Source organism: Streptomyces globosus, assembly GCF_003325375.1.
Classification (GTDB): domain Bacteria; phylum Actinomycetota; class Actinomycetes; order Streptomycetales; family Streptomycetaceae; genus Streptomyces; species Streptomyces globosus_A.
In genome coordinates this window covers 6,552,307-6,566,149 of record NZ_CP030862.1, presented here as the reverse complement: position 1 = coordinate 6,566,149, position 13,843 = coordinate 6,552,307, and the positions used below count along the sequence as shown (strand labels likewise).

15 protein-coding genes are annotated in these 13,843 nt (G+C 73.9%); 8 read left to right on the top strand and 7 right to left on the bottom strand.

Annotated elements, in window-relative coordinates; all coding sequences use genetic code 11:
* The first annotated feature begins 47 nt into the window (after positions 1-47).
* The gene (locus C0216_RS29135) at positions 48-629 is read left to right on the top strand and encodes a hypothetical protein (RefSeq protein ID WP_114058115.1); all 582 of its coding nucleotides are present in this window, start codon (positions 48-50) and stop codon (positions 627-629) included.
* Here C0216_RS29135 and C0216_RS29130 read toward each other — a convergent pair.
* Complete coding sequence (locus C0216_RS29130; protein WP_114058114.1) at positions 595-1,512, bottom strand: NAD(P)-dependent oxidoreductase; 918 nt, start codon at positions 1,510-1,512, stop codon at positions 595-597. The genes C0216_RS29135 and C0216_RS29130 overlap by 35 nt on opposite strands.
* A 44-nt stretch (positions 1,513-1,556) precedes the next feature.
* On the opposite strand from C0216_RS29130, the gene C0216_RS29125 reads away from it, so the two are divergent.
* Positions 1,557-1,907 carry a winged helix-turn-helix transcriptional regulator gene (locus tag C0216_RS29125; RefSeq protein WP_114058113.1) on the top strand — a complete coding sequence of 117 codons (351 nt, stop codon included), beginning with the start codon at positions 1,557-1,559 and terminating at the stop codon, positions 1,905-1,907.
* A 116-nt stretch (positions 1,908-2,023) separates the two neighbouring features.
* Here C0216_RS29125 and C0216_RS29120 read toward each other — a convergent pair whose 3' ends face one another.
* A complete protein-coding gene (locus C0216_RS29120) occupies positions 2,024-2,569 on the bottom strand; it encodes a hypothetical protein (RefSeq protein WP_246042733.1) in 546 nt (181 codons plus the stop codon).
* A gap of 225 nt (positions 2,570-2,794) precedes the next feature.
* On the opposite strand from C0216_RS29120, the gene C0216_RS29115 reads away from it, so the two are divergent.
* Positions 2,795-3,550 (top strand): hypothetical protein, encoded by a 756-nt coding sequence (locus C0216_RS29115; protein WP_246042732.1) that lies wholly within the window; start codon positions 2,795-2,797, stop codon positions 3,548-3,550.
* A 536-nt stretch (positions 3,551-4,086) separates the two neighbouring features.
* Here the strand turns inward: C0216_RS29115 and C0216_RS29105 are convergent.
* Positions 4,087-4,827 (bottom strand): VOC family protein, encoded by a 741-nt coding sequence (locus C0216_RS29105; protein WP_114058112.1) that lies wholly within the window; start codon positions 4,825-4,827, stop codon positions 4,087-4,089.
* 162 nt (positions 4,828-4,989) lie between these two features.
* Here C0216_RS29105 and C0216_RS29100 point away from each other — a divergent pair, with 162 nt between their 5' ends.
* From C0216_RS29100 to C0216_RS29090, 3 genes are all read left to right on the top strand, one after another.
* Positions 4,990-5,451, top strand: coding sequence for a helix-turn-helix domain-containing protein (locus C0216_RS29100; RefSeq protein ID WP_114058111.1), 462 nt, complete (start codon positions 4,990-4,992; stop codon positions 5,449-5,451).
* Between the two features lie 18 nt (positions 5,452-5,469).
* Positions 5,470-6,027, top strand: a complete 558-nt coding sequence (locus C0216_RS29095; protein ID WP_114058110.1) for a hypothetical protein — start codon at positions 5,470-5,472, stop codon at positions 6,025-6,027.
* A 123-nt stretch (positions 6,028-6,150) separates the two neighbouring features.
* Positions 6,151-6,489, top strand: a complete 339-nt coding sequence (locus tag C0216_RS29090; protein ID WP_114059008.1) for a DUF2516 family protein — start codon at positions 6,151-6,153, stop codon at positions 6,487-6,489.
* A gap of 42 nt (positions 6,490-6,531) precedes the next feature.
* On the opposite strand, the gene C0216_RS29085 is transcribed toward C0216_RS29090, so the two are convergent.
* From C0216_RS29085 to C0216_RS29075, 3 genes are all read right to left on the bottom strand, one after another.
* A complete protein-coding gene (locus C0216_RS29085; RefSeq protein ID WP_114058109.1) occupies positions 6,532-7,803 on the bottom strand; it encodes a PP2C family protein-serine/threonine phosphatase in 1,272 nt (423 codons plus the stop codon).
* A gap of 391 nt (positions 7,804-8,194) precedes the next feature.
* A complete protein-coding gene (locus C0216_RS29080) occupies positions 8,195-9,259 on the bottom strand; it encodes a C40 family peptidase (RefSeq protein WP_114058108.1) in 1,065 nt (354 codons plus the stop codon).
* Positions 9,260-9,521: 262 nt separating this feature from the next.
* Complete coding sequence (locus C0216_RS29075) at positions 9,522-10,247, bottom strand: class I SAM-dependent methyltransferase (RefSeq protein WP_246042930.1); 726 nt, start codon at positions 10,245-10,247, stop codon at positions 9,522-9,524.
* Positions 10,248-10,638: 391 nt separating this feature from the next.
* Here C0216_RS29075 and mshA point away from each other — a divergent pair, with 391 nt between their 5' ends.
* Both mshA and C0216_RS29060 read left to right on the top strand, forming a co-directional pair.
* A complete protein-coding gene (gene mshA / locus C0216_RS29065) occupies positions 10,639-12,021 on the top strand; it encodes a D-inositol-3-phosphate glycosyltransferase (RefSeq protein WP_428985470.1) in 1,383 nt (460 codons plus the stop codon).
* Positions 12,014-12,499 (top strand): YbjN domain-containing protein, encoded by a 486-nt coding sequence (locus C0216_RS29060; protein WP_114058105.1) that lies wholly within the window; start codon positions 12,014-12,016, stop codon positions 12,497-12,499. Before mshA ends, C0216_RS29060 begins: the two co-directional genes overlap by 8 nt.
* A gap of 19 nt (positions 12,500-12,518) precedes the next feature.
* Here C0216_RS29060 and C0216_RS29055 read toward each other — a convergent pair whose 3' ends face one another.
* On the bottom strand, positions 12,519-13,823 hold the full coding sequence (locus C0216_RS29055; protein ID WP_114058104.1) for an MDR family MFS transporter: 1,305 nt from the start codon (positions 13,821-13,823) through the stop codon (positions 12,519-12,521).
* Between the last annotated feature and the right edge of the window lie 20 nt (positions 13,824-13,843).

The following is a 13,843-nucleotide window of genomic DNA, read 5'->3' as shown; positions in this document are numbered from 1 at the left end:
ACCTGCGACCGACGCGCGGGGCGGGGCCCGCCGACACGCTGGTGTACATGACATGCCGCAGCGGTTCCGCCCCCATACCCGCCCCCGTACCCGTACCCGCCGCGCCCCGCTGGGCGGTGCGCGCCGCACACGCCGTCGCCCTGCTGACGCTGCCCACCGGCATCTGGCGGCTGCTGCTCGCCGCCGGCTTCACGGCCGGGTACACCGAGGCCGGGTACGCGGCGGCGGGCCTGCCCGGCTGGGGGCGGGCGTACGCGCTCGGCGTCACCCTCGGCAGCGAGTTGCTCGCCCTGCTCGCGCTGGGCCTGGTCCGGCCCTGGGGCGTGGTGCTGCCCGCCTGGATCCCGCGGCTGGGCGGCCGCCGCCTCCCGGCACGCGCGGTCGCCGCCGCGGCCGGCGTGACTGCCGTCCTGCTGGCCTGCGCCTGGACCCCGTTCGCGCTGTGGTGGGCGCTGCCCCACCCGGACATGACCCCGCACGGCGCGCTCGTGGTCGGCCTCCTGTACCTGCCGCTGGTCGCCTGGGGGCCGCTGCTGGGCGCGCTGGCCCTCTCGTACCGGCGCAGGACGTCCGCGTACGGGCGGCCGGCGGGTCTCAGCGGCGGCCCAGGAGTTCCGCGATCCGGATGAACCCGTCCGTGCCGTGGCCCAGGCCGACGACGCGGCGCGCCCACCCCTCGGCCGCGCGCATCATCCCGGCGTCGATGCCGTGTGCCTCGGACGCCTCGACGATGTGCGCCATGGAGGAGGCCGCCGAGGTGATGGGGTTGTCCTTGCCGGAGTAGCCGCCTGCGTCGGCCTCCTCGGCCGTCTGCGCGAAGATCGGCGGGAGGATCGCGGCGATGCCCTGCGCGAAGGGGGCCAGCTCCCGGCCGGTGATGCCCTCGGCCCGCGCCACCGCCAGGGCGTGCGCGTAGCCGGCCATCGCCGTCCAGAAGACGTCGAGGAGCGCGATGTCGTACGCCGCCGCCCGGCCGATGTCCTCGCCGAGGTGGGTGTGGGTGCCGCCGAGCACGGCCAGCACGGGCCGGTGCTCCCGGTACAGCTCCTGCGGGCCGGAGTGGAGGAACACCGCGTCGGGGGTGCCGATCGTCGTGTTCGGCGTCATGATCGCGCCGTCGAGGTAGCGGACGCCGTGCGCGGCGGCCCAGTCGGCGGCGGCGCGGGCCCGCTGCGGGGTGTCGGCGGTCAGGTTGAGGACCGTCCGGCCGCGCAGCGCGTCGGCGACGGCCTCGCGGCGCAGGATGCCGTCGGCGGCGTCCTGGTTCACCACGCAGACCACGGTCAGCCCGCTCGCGGCGGCGGCCTCCTCGGGCGAGCGGGCGCCGACCGCCCCGCGGGCCGTCAGCTCCGCGTCCCGGCCCGGCGTCCGGTTCCAGACGGTGGTGCGCAGGCCCGCGTCGAGGAACGCGCCGGCCAGGGCGCGGCCCATCGGGCCCAGGCCGAGCACCGTCACGGCAGACTGGTCGGAGGGCTGCGGGACGGTGTGCTGCGTGGACGTGGACGTGGACATGGTTCGGCTCCCGTACGTGGGTGGACGGATGGAATGGGGGGCGCATGACGCGTGGTCGTGCCCGGGACACGGAGGTGTGCGGAGTGACCGCCGCCATCGCTGTGATCGACGGCAAGTGGAAGACGGCCCTGCTCTGGCTGCTGGAGTCGGGCCCGTGCCGGCCCGGCGAACTGCGCCGGCAGCTGCCGGGCCTCAGCGAGAAGGTGCTGACGCAGGCGCTGCGCGAGATGCAGGCGGACGGGCTCGTGCACCGGGAGGTGCACGACGTGCTGCCGCCGAAGACCGAGTACTCGCTGACCGCCTTCGGCCGCGAGCTCTCCGACGCGCTCGGCCCGGTGTCCGACTGGGGGCACCGCAGGCTGGAGCGGCTCATGGGGGAGCAGTCGGCCCCGTAGCCGGGTGCCTCCCTTCCGATCCGCCGGCCGCCGGCCCCCGGATCAAGGGTGGCGCGGTGCGGGGCGGTTGCCCAGTACCCACAAAAAAGTGGGTGCCGGCGGGGCGCCGCCGCTGCTCAGCGGGGGCCCGCCGGGCGCCGCCACCGCCACGCCGTGTGCCCGGCGAGGGCCACGGCGGCGAGCACGGCGAGCGCCCGTACGGTGCTCCAGACCGCCGTGGCGACCGACCCGGCGGCCCCTTCGGTGCCGAGCCGCAGGGAGGTCTCGTAGAAGGCGGTCAGCGGCACGAGCAGCCGGAAGGGGAGCCCCGCAACGCCCGGGTGCCGGGCCAGGTTCCCCAACACGCCGAGCGGGGCGCCGAAGAGAACGGCGGCGGTACCCCACACGAGCATCCCCGCCCAGTTGACCTGCGCCTGCGGCACACCGGAGACGACCACTCCGATCGGCGCGACGGGGCTGAAGGCCTTGCACAGGTAGTAGACGACGACCCCGAGGCCCAACCCCGCCGGGGCGAGGACGGCCGACTCGGCCTTCGACTGCCTGGCGTACCCGACGAGGACCCCGAAGCAGGCCCAGGGCCATCCCCCGGAGAACAGGACCCCGGCGGCCGTGAAGGGCGCCCCGCCCCCCTTGGCCGCGAGCGCCCCGGCCAGGCCGAGCACGACCCGGCCCCGAGGACGGCCGAGGCGACGGCGATACGAGAGGTGCGGGCGTTTCTAGGCCGAGTTGTCACAAGGTTCGGAGACTCCCCCGCTTGGCGTTCTCGGCGGTGGTCATGTGGTGGTGTGGACGGAGCGCATTCCCCGGTACAGCCACCGTCCCCGGCTGCGGCTTGGGGCGGTGGCCTGTGGTCGCACAGCTGCTGGTGGGAGGACCTGTTCGTTCCGGTGCCGGTGGCGCCGGGCAGCACCGGGCTGGATCTCGGGGCGGAGTGGACCCGCCGTTGGACGGCGACCTGGCGGACAGCGGGCGACGAGGTGTCGCGCACCGTGCGGGACCTGGCGCACACGCGTATCGCGGACGGCACGCCGATGCGTTGGTTCTCCTGGCGATGGGCCCAGCGTCATCGCCCCAACCTGCAATTCCTCGTCAGTACCGGCCGTCATCACGGGGCCGAGAGTCTGGAGGAGGCCCGCCTGCTCCTGGTCCTCTACTTCGCGGCCGGCCTTGTCGACGTGCTGTCGCAGCCCCTGCACCTGCTGTTCGACACGGCGACCGGACGCAGGGGGCACATTCCGGACTTCCTGGTGGTGACCCGGGCTGGCGTCTGGCAGATCGACGTACGGCCGCGGGTGCTGATCGCGCCGGAGCATCTGGAGGCGTTCGCTGCGACCGCCGAGGTCGCGTTGGCCTGCGGCTGGCACTACACCGTCGCGGCGGGATGGAGGGATCATGTTGCCGTGGCGGTCGATGCCTTCTCCTCTCAGCGTCGGCCCCTGTCCGACCCGCTCGGGATACGGCCGGTGCTCGTGGCGGCAGCTCGCGAGGGCGGCACGTTCGGGGAACTCGCCGACACCACCTCGTATCCGCCGCTGGCTCGTGCTCAGCTTCTGCACCTGCTCTGGCACCGGCGTCTCGGCACGGACCTGGGCCGAGCGTCCGGTGACCGGTCCGTGGTGATCAACCCCGCCGGGGAGGCGTGATGAGGACGGCGGCCGTCCTGGACCTCTCGCCGGGTGCGGCCCTGGTGCTGGACGGCAGGGAATGGACGGTCGAACGCTGTGAGCCCGAACTCGGCAGGGTCCACCTGGTCCGCGACGACGGCATCCGGCAGCCGGCGACCTTCCGCTTCCTGGCTAACCATCCCAACTGCCGCCCCTCGTCCCGGACCGCGGCTCAGGGATCCGGCCGGGGCCGGCAGCCGAAGACAGTGCAGGACTTGGAGCCGGGACGACGGGAACTCGCCGCCTTGCGTCCGGCCCACATCTTGGAGGTGGAGACCGGATTCCGCGGCGGCGACCCGCTGCATCCTGGTCCGGGTGAGCCGAAGCCGGAGTACGACCCGGCCACCACAACACTCACCTCCCGTCGTCTGGCGAAGGTCGCCGAACTGGCGTCCATGGACCGCCGGCAGGCGAAGCTGCTGGGCCTGGACCGGGTCGGCTACCGCACGCTGGTCCGCTGGGACCGCCGACGCCGCGACGCCGGACTGGTCGGCTGCGCGGACGAGCGCTGGCTGTCAGGACCGGGCGAGGACGCAGAACTCGTGACCCTCCGGGTCGGTAAGACACGTCCACGGGACGTCGCCCTGGCCGACGTCGAGGTCGGCGGCGCCGAGGGCCTGCAGTCGGGCGACCTCCGCTTCCTTGTCGTCACCAGGGTCCGGCACCAGGTCAAGATGGACGCGGTCCGGCACAGTCTTCACGTCGGGCGAGCGGAGGAATTCAAGATAGGGGCCGACACCCTTGGCCGAGCGCCACACCGCATGGTCATCCGTCACATCGTGCAGGGTCCAGTCCATCGCCTCGTCCCAGAACCGGGCCATGGCTCGCGGATCCGTGCAGTCGACCACCACCCGGGCGATCGGCCCGGTGTCTTGGTACATCTCCCGAGGCTCCAGCACGCAGAACTCGTTGCCCTCCGGGTCAGCGAGGACCGTCCACGGCACGTCACCCTGGCCCACCTGGGCGGGCGTCGCACCGAGAGCTTCAAGACGCGCGACCAACTCCGTCTGATGGGCCGCAGAGGTGGTGGCGAGATCGACGTGCACACGATTCTTTGTCGCCGTCTTGGGTTCCGGGACGGCAATGACGTCGATGCACACGCCGACCGGGTCCAGCCAGTCGAAGCCGACGGGTTTGGCGGCGGTCGCGCCCGATCCCTCGCCGCTAACGCTCCAGCCAAGCGCCTTTGCCCAGAACCGGCCGACCGCCGAGTCATCAAGAGCCTTCATGTTCACCAGGACAGGTCGCAGCGTCATGCCGGCGATCCTATGCACCCGCTCTGCACGTCACAGCCGTGACAACAAGCGCTGGAATGTGACAGCCAACGCTGGAAGTCACAACGGACGCGCAGCCCCGCGGGTGGGAGATGCTGCAAGCGGTTGCTTGCAAAAGTTAGCAAGGTGCGGCAGGATCACCGCATGGCATCGCTCAACGTCGGCAATCTCGGCGAGTACCTCCGCGAGCAGCGGCGGCAGGCGCAGCTCTCGCTGCGGCAGCTGGCCGACGCGGCCGGCGTGTCGAATCCGTACCTGAGCCAGATCGAGCGCGGTCTGCGCAAGCCGAGCGCGGACATCCTCCAGCAGCTGGCCAAGGCACTGCGCATCTCCGCGGAGACGCTGTACGTGCAGGCCGGGATCCTGGACGAGCGGGACCGGGACGAGGTGGAGACGCGGGCCGCCATACTCGCCGACCCGTCCATCAGCGAGCGGCAGAAGCAGGTGCTGCTCCAGGTCTACGAGTCGTTCCGCAAGGAGAACGCGCAGGAGGCCGGACCGGCCCCCGCGCAGGCGCCGGGCGGCGCGGAGCCGGAAGGCGGCGCAGCGCCCGCGGACCCCGCGGGTCCGCTGACGCCACGAAGCACCCAACGAACCGAACTGTGATCCGGGAGGACCAGCCACATGGCCATCGCCGATGACCTGAAGAAGACCCTCGCCGACCCGACCCCCCTCTACTTCGCCGCCGGCACGGCCGACATCGCGCTGGAGCAGGCCAAGAAGGTGCCCGGCCTCATCGAGCAGCTGCGCGTCGAGGCGCCCGTCCGCTTCGAGGCGGTGAAGAACACCGACCCGAAGATCGTGCAGCAGAAGGCCCGCGAGGCGCAGGAGGTCGTGACCTCCAAGGTCGCCGAGGTCCTCGGCACGATCGACGCCAGGAAGATCGGCGAGACCGCGCAGGACCTCGCCATGCGCGGGGTCGGAGTGGCCGCCGAGTACGCGGTGAAGGCCAAGGAGACCTACGACCGGGTGGCCGAGCGCGGCGAGCAGGCCGTCCGCGAGTGGCGTGGCGACGTCTCGGAGGAGATCGTCGACATCGCGGTCGCCGTCGAGCCGGACCCGCAGCCGGCCGCCGTCGACGGCGGGGCCGGTGCGGCGCAGGCCGACGACAGGGCCGCCTCCCGCCGGACCACGACGCGCAAGACCCCGGCGAAGAAGGCCGAGGAGAGCGTCGAGGGCTGAACGCGACGGAGCCGGGCACCCGAGGGGTGTCCGGCCCGTTGGGGTGGATGAGGGGTGCTGTGCCGGTAGCGTGGAGGCAGAGGCACCAGCCATGGCAGGGCACGTGTGAAGGCGGTCGAGTCGATGTTGATGAACGGGTTCGATAACGGCGTGCTCCCGCTGCTCGGGTTCGCCATGCTGGCGCTGGCCGTCGTGGCCTTCGTCTTCGCCCTGATGGCCAGGGAGGACGCCTACCGGGCCGCGGACAAGCAGACGAAGACCTTCTGGATGGTCATCCTCGGCGTCACCGTGCTGGTGGACTTCTTCCTCGGGATGCTGTTCCTCCAGATCGCGGGCCTCGTCGCGACGATCGTGTTCCTCGTGGACGTCCGCCCCGCGCTCAAGCAGGTCTCGGGCGGCGGCCCGCGCCGCGGCGGCAGCAGCAGCGACGGCCCGTACGGCCCCTACAACGGCGGCCGCTGACCGGTCGTCGCCCGCTCCGGTGCGGGGCCCGTACGCGTACGGTCAGGGGGCGTTGCGGGACAGGAGCACCACGGCGACGTCGTCGGTGAGCTCGCCGCCGTTGAGCCGGCGGGCCTCGGTGACGGCGGCCTCCAGCAGGCCCTCGCCGCTCAGCCCGCGGGCCAGGTGCCGGTTGATCATCTCGACCATGCCGTCCTGCCCGAGCCGCTCCCTGCCCTCGCCGATGCGGCCCTCGATGAGGCCGTCGGTGTAGAGCATCAGGCTCCAGGCGCCGCCGAGCTCCACCTGGCGGCGCGGCCAGCGCGCCTTGGGCAGCAGGCCCAGCGCGGGTCCGCTGTTCTCGTACGGGAGCAGCTGCGCGGGCCGGCCCGGCCGTGAGACCAGCGGCGCCGGGTGCCCGGCCAGGCACAGGCCGGCGCGCCGGCCGTCGGGGGATATGTCGACGGTGCACAGCGTCGCGAAGATCTCCTCGCAGGGCCGCTCGACGTCGAGGACCTCCTGCAGCGTCGCCAGCAGGTCGTCGCCGCACAGGCCGGCCAGCGTGAGGGCGCGCCAGGCGATGCGGAGCTCGACGCCGAGGGCGGCTTCGTCCGGGCCGTGCCCGCACACGTCGCCGATCATGGCGTGGACGGTGCCGTCCGGGGTGCGGACGGTGTCGTAGAAGTCGCCGCCGAGGAGGGCCCGGCTGCGGCCGGGACGGTAGCGGGCGGCGAAGCGGAGGTCGGAGCCGTCCAGCAGCGGGGTGGGCAGCAGGCCGCGCTCCAGGCGGGCGTTCTCCTGGGCCCGCAGTTTCGATTCTGCAAGCTTGTACTGGGCCGTGTCGGCGCGCTTGCGCTCGACCGCGTACCGGATCGCCCGGCTGAGCAGCCTGCCGTCCAGCTCGTCGCGGAAGAGGAAGTCCTGCGCCCCGACCCGGACGGCCTCGGCGGCGCGCTCGGCGTCCGCCTCGTCCGTCAGGACGAGGACCGGGTGGCGCGGGGCGATCCGCAGCACCTCCCGCAGCACGTCGAGCCGGTCGGCCGGGCCCGGCGGGGCGCCGGCCAGGGCCGCGCGGGCGGCGGCCGACGGGTTCGGCAGGGCCAGGTCCAGCAGGATGCAGTGGACGTCCGGCGTGAGCAGGCGGGCCGCCTCGGTGAGGTTCCGGGCGGTGCGGAGCCGGATGCGCTGGCCGTCGGAGTCGAGGATCTCCGGAACGGTGAGGCCCCCCGCGGGGTCGTCCTCGATCACCAGCAGGGTCAGGGACGCCTGCGGCGGTACGGCCTGACCGTTCTCCGTGGCAGGGATCTCCCTCTGCCGCGGTACGGGTACGGGCATCGTCTCCGGTTCCTTCCCTCCCCCCGAGGGTGCGCTCGTGGGCCGACCCTAGCGGTCCGCGGCGCCCGAACGGAATGGCGTTCCGGTACGGGGACAGCGTCATATGCCGTTATCGCGGGGGAAAATCCGCCTCGCCGAATGACCAACGTCACGGCGGGGGACGGGCTCGCCCCTCCAGCGAGACGTCCCCGGGGCGCGGGCGGTTGCCTTCCGGACCGGCTTCCGCGGCAGGACCGCCGGGCCTCCCCGCCGGGCTGACCGCGCCCTCCCGGCGCCCTTCCCGCACCTGCGCGGAACCTCCCCGCGGCCTCCACCGAACGGCCACGTACTCCAGGCTCCAGGCCTGCCCGGCCGCACCGGCTGCGGATCCCCGTACGCCGGCGCGCGCCTGCTACGCCTCGGGCCGGACCACCGCCTTGATCGGCATGGAGCCGGCGCCGGCGAGGGTGATGTTGCGGCCGGGGCGCGGGGCGTGGACCATCGCGCCGTCGCCCACGTACATGCCGACGTGGCTGGCGTCGTCGAAGTAGATGATCAGGTCGCCGGGCCGCATGTCCTTCAGGGCGATCTTCGGCAGCAGCCGCAGCTGCTCCTGCGAGGTGCGCGGAATGCCCTTGCCCGCGGCCCGCCACGCCTGGGAGGTGAGCCCGGAGCAGTCGTAGGAGGCCGGCCCCACGGCGCCCCACTGGTACGGCTTGCCGATCTGCGCGGTGGCGAACTGCACGGCCTTGCGCCCCGCCTCGGTGGCCGTGCCGTTGATCTCCTTCAGGACGCCCGTCGACAGCCAGGCCGTCTGCGCCTGGTACTGGGCTTCCTGCTCCAGCTGTATCAGCCGGGCCCGCTCCTCGGCCTCCAGCTTGCTCTCCAGGTCCTCCGCAGCCTTGATCTTGGCCTCGACCTCCTTCTTCGAGGCCTCCTTCCTGACGCGGTTCGCCTCCAGCTTCTGCCACTCCGCGTCCGCCTCGCGGGCGCCGCGCTGCAAGGCGGTCTGGGTGCGGTTCACCTCGGACAGCAGGTCCGTGGTGGCCTTCTCGCCCTGCCGGATCCGGCTCGCCCCGTCGAGGAACTGGCCCGGGCTGTCGCTCAGCGCGAGGCGGGCGCCGGCCGGCAGCCCGCCCGAGCGGTACTGGGCGCGCGCGGCGGCCCCGGCCCGCCTCTTCAGGTCGTTGATGCGTTCCTGTCCCGCGGCGACCTGCCGGGCGATCTCCACGATCCGGTCCGACTGCGCCTTGGCCTCGGTCTCGGCCTGGTTGTACGCGTCGGTCGCCGCGCCCGCCTGCCGGTACAGGCCCTCGATCTCCTTGCGCACCTGCTCCAGGGACTTGGCGCCCGGCTCCGGGGCCGGCGCCGCGAGGGCCGGCGCGGCGAGCGCCGTCACCGCCAGCAGGGCCGACGCGCACAGCAGTGTCAGGGCGGAGGCGCCCCTGCGCCGCCGCTTCGGCTCCTCGGTTCCCATGGTCCCCCCTGGCACCCGGGTCGGATCCGGTGCCGCACGGCGCGCCGGCCGCGCCCGCGGCGCACGGCGAGCGCCGCACCCCACCGAATCTGACTATTCATCAGTAACTTGTGCTGTTCTTCGGGATGGTGCCACGACTCGGAGGATTCCAACACCCTCACGAACCCCTCCGGATCTTGTCCGCCCCGCCCCGGTCAGTCCTGGCGCACCCCGTGCCCGCTCAACGGGCCGCCCCGGCCCCCGGTTCCCCGCCGCGCCGCTTTCACCCCGCCGGGCGCAGCGCCTCCCAGCGCACGGTCAACTCCCCCTGCCGCCACCGCTTCGGACCGTCCGTCAGCGGCCAGTCCCCGGCCAGCGCCCGCGCCGTCCGGATCCACCGCTGCCGCGCCCCGTAGGAGGCGTACGGCGCGGCCGCCGCCCACGCCCGGTCGAAGTCCCGCAGGAAGGCGTGCACCGGCTCGCCCGGCACGTTGCGGTGGATCAGCGCCTTCGGCAGCCGCTCCGCCAGATCCGAGGGCCGCTCCAGCGACCCCAGCCGCGTCGCGAACGTCACCGTCCGCGGCCCCTCCGGCCCCAGCGCCACCCACACGTGCCGGCGCCCGATCTCGTCGCAGGTGCCCTCCACCAGCAGCCCGTCCGGGGCCAGCCGGGCACACAGCCGCTCCCAGACCTCCCCGACCTGCTCCTCGCCGTACTGCCGCAGCACGTTCGCCGCGCGGATCAGCGCGGGCCGGGCGCCGCCCTCCAGGGGCACCTCGAAGCCGCCGTGCCGGAAGCGGAGCCCCTCCCGCTCGTACGGGCGCGCCGCCGCGACCCGCGCCGGCTCGATCTCGATGCCGACCACCCGCACCGCGGGCGCCGCCTGCCGCAGCCGGTCCAGCAGCTCCACCGCCGTCCACGGCGCGGCCCCGTACCCCAGGTCGACGGCCACCGGCGCCTCCGCGCGCCGCAGCGCCGGCCCGTGCACCTCGGCGATCCAGCGGTCCATGCGGCGCAGCCGGTTCGGGTTGGTCGTCCCCCGCGTCACCGTCCCCACCGGGCGCGCCGCCTGCGCACCCCGCGCGCCGCCGCCCGCCCGGGCCCGGGCCCCGGCGGCGCGGCCGGGGCCGCCGGCGGAGGCGGGGACAGGGGGCTCGGAGGCGTGCCGGGACATGCGCCGAGCGTAAGCGGAGGGCCCCCTCGGCGGGAAAAGCAGCCCGGCGCCCGGCGCTCTGCCGAGAAAATCGGCCACCCCGGAATGCGCGGCACGGCCATCCGGGTTGCACTCCTAGAAGGGCGCCGGGTGCGCTCCGTCCGGCGTGCCCGCCCGCCGGCGCGAACGGCCCCGACGCCCCCCGCCCGCATGTCGTCATGTCGCCCGAGCGAGAGGAACTGCTCCCTTGAGCCAGTACGTGTCCCGCATCGGCGGCACCATCGGCGGCCGCCTCGCCGCCGTCCGCGGCACCCGCCACGACCCGCCCCGGCTGCGCATCCCGTCCGTCGGCCACCACCGCAAGCCGCGCCGCGTCGCGATGCTCAGCGTCCACACGTCGCCCCTGCACCAGCCGGGCACCGGCGACGCCGGCGGCATGAACGTCTACATCGTGGAGCTCGCCAGGCGGCTCGCCGCCATCAACATCGAGGTCGAGATCTTCACCCGGGCCACCGAGGGCGGCCTCCCGCCCGCCGTCGAGCTCGCTCCCGGCGTCCTCGTCCGGCACGTCGACGCAGGCCCGTACGAGGGCCTGGCCAAGGAGGAGCTGCCCGCCCAGCTGTGCGCCTTCACCCACGGCGTGATGCAGGCCTGGGCCGGCCACCGCCCCGGCCACTACGACCTCGTCCACTCCCACTACTGGCTGTCCGGGCACGTGGGCTGGCTCGCCGCCGAACGCTGGGGCGTGCCCCTCGTCCACGCCATGCACACCATGGCCAAGGTCAAGAACGCCTCCCTCGCCGAGGGCGACACCCCCGAGCCGGCCGCCCGCGTCATCGGCGAGACCCAGATCGTGGCCGCCGCCGACCGGCTCGTCGCCAACACCGCCGACGAGGCGGAGGAGCTCGTACGGCACTACGACGCCGACCCCGGCAAGGTCGCCGTCGTCCACCCCGGCGTGAACCTCGACCGCTTCACCGTCGCCGACGGCCGGGCCGCCGCCCGCGCCCGCCTCGGGCTCCCGCAGGACGCCGTCATCCCGCTGTTCGCCGGGCGGATCCAGCCGCTGAAGGCACCCGACGTCCTGCTCCGCGCCGTCGCCGTCCTCGTCGGGCAGGACCCGGAGCTGCGCCGCAGGCTGTTCGTGCCCGTCGTCGGCGGGCCCAGCGGCAGCGGCCTCGCCAAGCCGGAAGGGCTGCACAAGCTCGCCGCGCAGCTCGGCATCGCCGACCTCGTCCACTTCCACCCGCCGGTCGCCCAGGACCGGCTCGCCGACTGGTTCCGGGCTGCGTCCGTGCTGGTCATGCCCTCGTACAGCGAGTCCTTCGGGCTCGTCGCGATCGAGGCGCAGGCCACCGGGACGCCCGTCCTCGCCGCAGAGGTCGGCGGGCTGCCCGTCGCCGTCAACGACGGCGTCACCGGCATCCTCGTCCCCGGCCACGACCCGGCCGACTACGCCCGCGAGCTGCGCCGCTTCGTCGACGACCCGGGGCTCGCCGACCGCATGGGCGGCGAGGCGGCCCGGCACGCGCAGTTCTTCGGCTGGGACACCGCCGCGAGCGCCACGGCGGACGTGTACACCGCGGCCATGCACGAGCACCGCCGTCGCGTACGCTCCCACCATGGCTGACACCGCGATCATCGAGAGCGCGCTGAACGGCGCCGAGCTGGCCTGGGAGAGCCCGACTCCGGGCACGTACGTCGTCCAGCTCCCCGGCACCCGCAAGCTCTCCACGACCTGCTCGCTCAAGGTCGGCCGGCACTCGCTGTCGGTCAATGCGTTCGTGATCCGCCACCCCGACGAGAACGAGGCCGGCGTCCACCGCTGGCTGCTGGAGCGCAACCTCAGGCTGTACGGGATGGCGTACGCGGTGGACCGCCTCGGCGACGTCTACCTCACGGCCCGGCTCCCGCTGGCCGTGGTCACCGCCGAGGAGCTCGACCGGCTGCTCGGGACCGTCCTGGAGGCGGCGGACGGCGCGTTCAACACCCTCCTGGAGCTGGGCTTCGCCACGGCGATCAAGAAGGAGTACGAGTGGCGGGTCGCCCGGGGGGAGTCGACCCGCAACCTCGACGCCTTCCGCCACCTGACCCGCCCGGCCGACTGACCCCCCGCGCCGACCGGGCCTACGCGTCCGCGGCGGCCGCGGCCGCCTGCACGGGAGCGGCCTTCACCGGTACGGCGGCGGACTCCGCGGCCGCCGTGCCGCGGGCCGGCAGGCGCCGCATCAGCAGCCAGTAGCCGCCCGCCGCGAGCGTGCCCAGCGCGCCGGCCGACCCCCACAGCCACGCCGCGCCGAACCCGTCGACGACGTACCCCGCCATCAGCGGCGCGACCAGCGCGGCCACCGACCACGACATCGTGTACATGCCCTGGTAGCGGCCCCGGCCCTGCACGGGCGAGAGCCGTACGACGAGCTCCATCTGCGTCGGCGAGTTCACGATCTCCGCCAGCGTCCACACGGCGACCGTCATCGCATACGCCCACAGCGGCCCCGCGAACGCCGTCAGCGCGAACCCCCAGCCCGCCAGCAGCGCGGACAGCACCAGCAGCCGCCGGGGGTCGCGGTGCTCGATGAACCGCGTCACCGGGATCTGCAGCAGCACGATCATCAGCCCGTTGACGGAGATCACCAGGCCGTACTCGCCCGGCGTGAAGCCGGCGGCCCCCATCGCCACCGGCAGCCCGACCGAGCCCTGCATGAAGACCATCGAGACGAGGAACGACAGCCCGACGACGCCCATGAACCGGCCGTCCCGCAGCACCGTCCCCAGCGACACCCCCGGCCCGGCCGCCTCGGCGCCCGCCGCACCGTCCCCGGCGCCTGCCTCCGCCGCGGGCCGCGACTCCGGCAGCTTCACGTACACGAGCACCGCGCACACCAGCGTCAGCGCCGCCTCCCCGAGGAAGCCCGCCAGGTAGCTGTACTCGGCGACGAACCCCGCGGCGACCGCGCTGACCGCGAAGCCCAGGTTGATGGCCCAGTAGTTCAGGGCGAAGGCCCGTACCCGGTCCTCCGGCGGGACGATGTCCGCCAGCATCGCCGCTACCGCCGGCCGGGAGGCGTTCGAGGCCATGCCCACCAGCATGGCCACCGCGGCGATCGCCGCCGGGTGCTCCATGAACCCGAGCAGGGCCACCGACCCGGCCGTGGCCAGGTTCGCCGCCAGCATCGTGGGCCGCCGCCCCAGCCGGTCCGTCATCACCCCCGCCGCCAGCGAGGACACCACACCGCCCAGCCCGTGCAGCGCCGCCACAAGCCCGGCGAACGACGCCGAGTAGCCGCGCTCCAGCGTCAGGTACAGCGCCATGAACGTCGCGACGAACGCTCCCAGCCGGTTGACGAGCGTGCTCGCCCACAGCCACCAGAACGCCCGTGGCAGCCCCTCCACGCTCTCGCGTGCGGCACGTATGAGACTTCCCGCGGACATGACGGAATCCCCCCGAATAT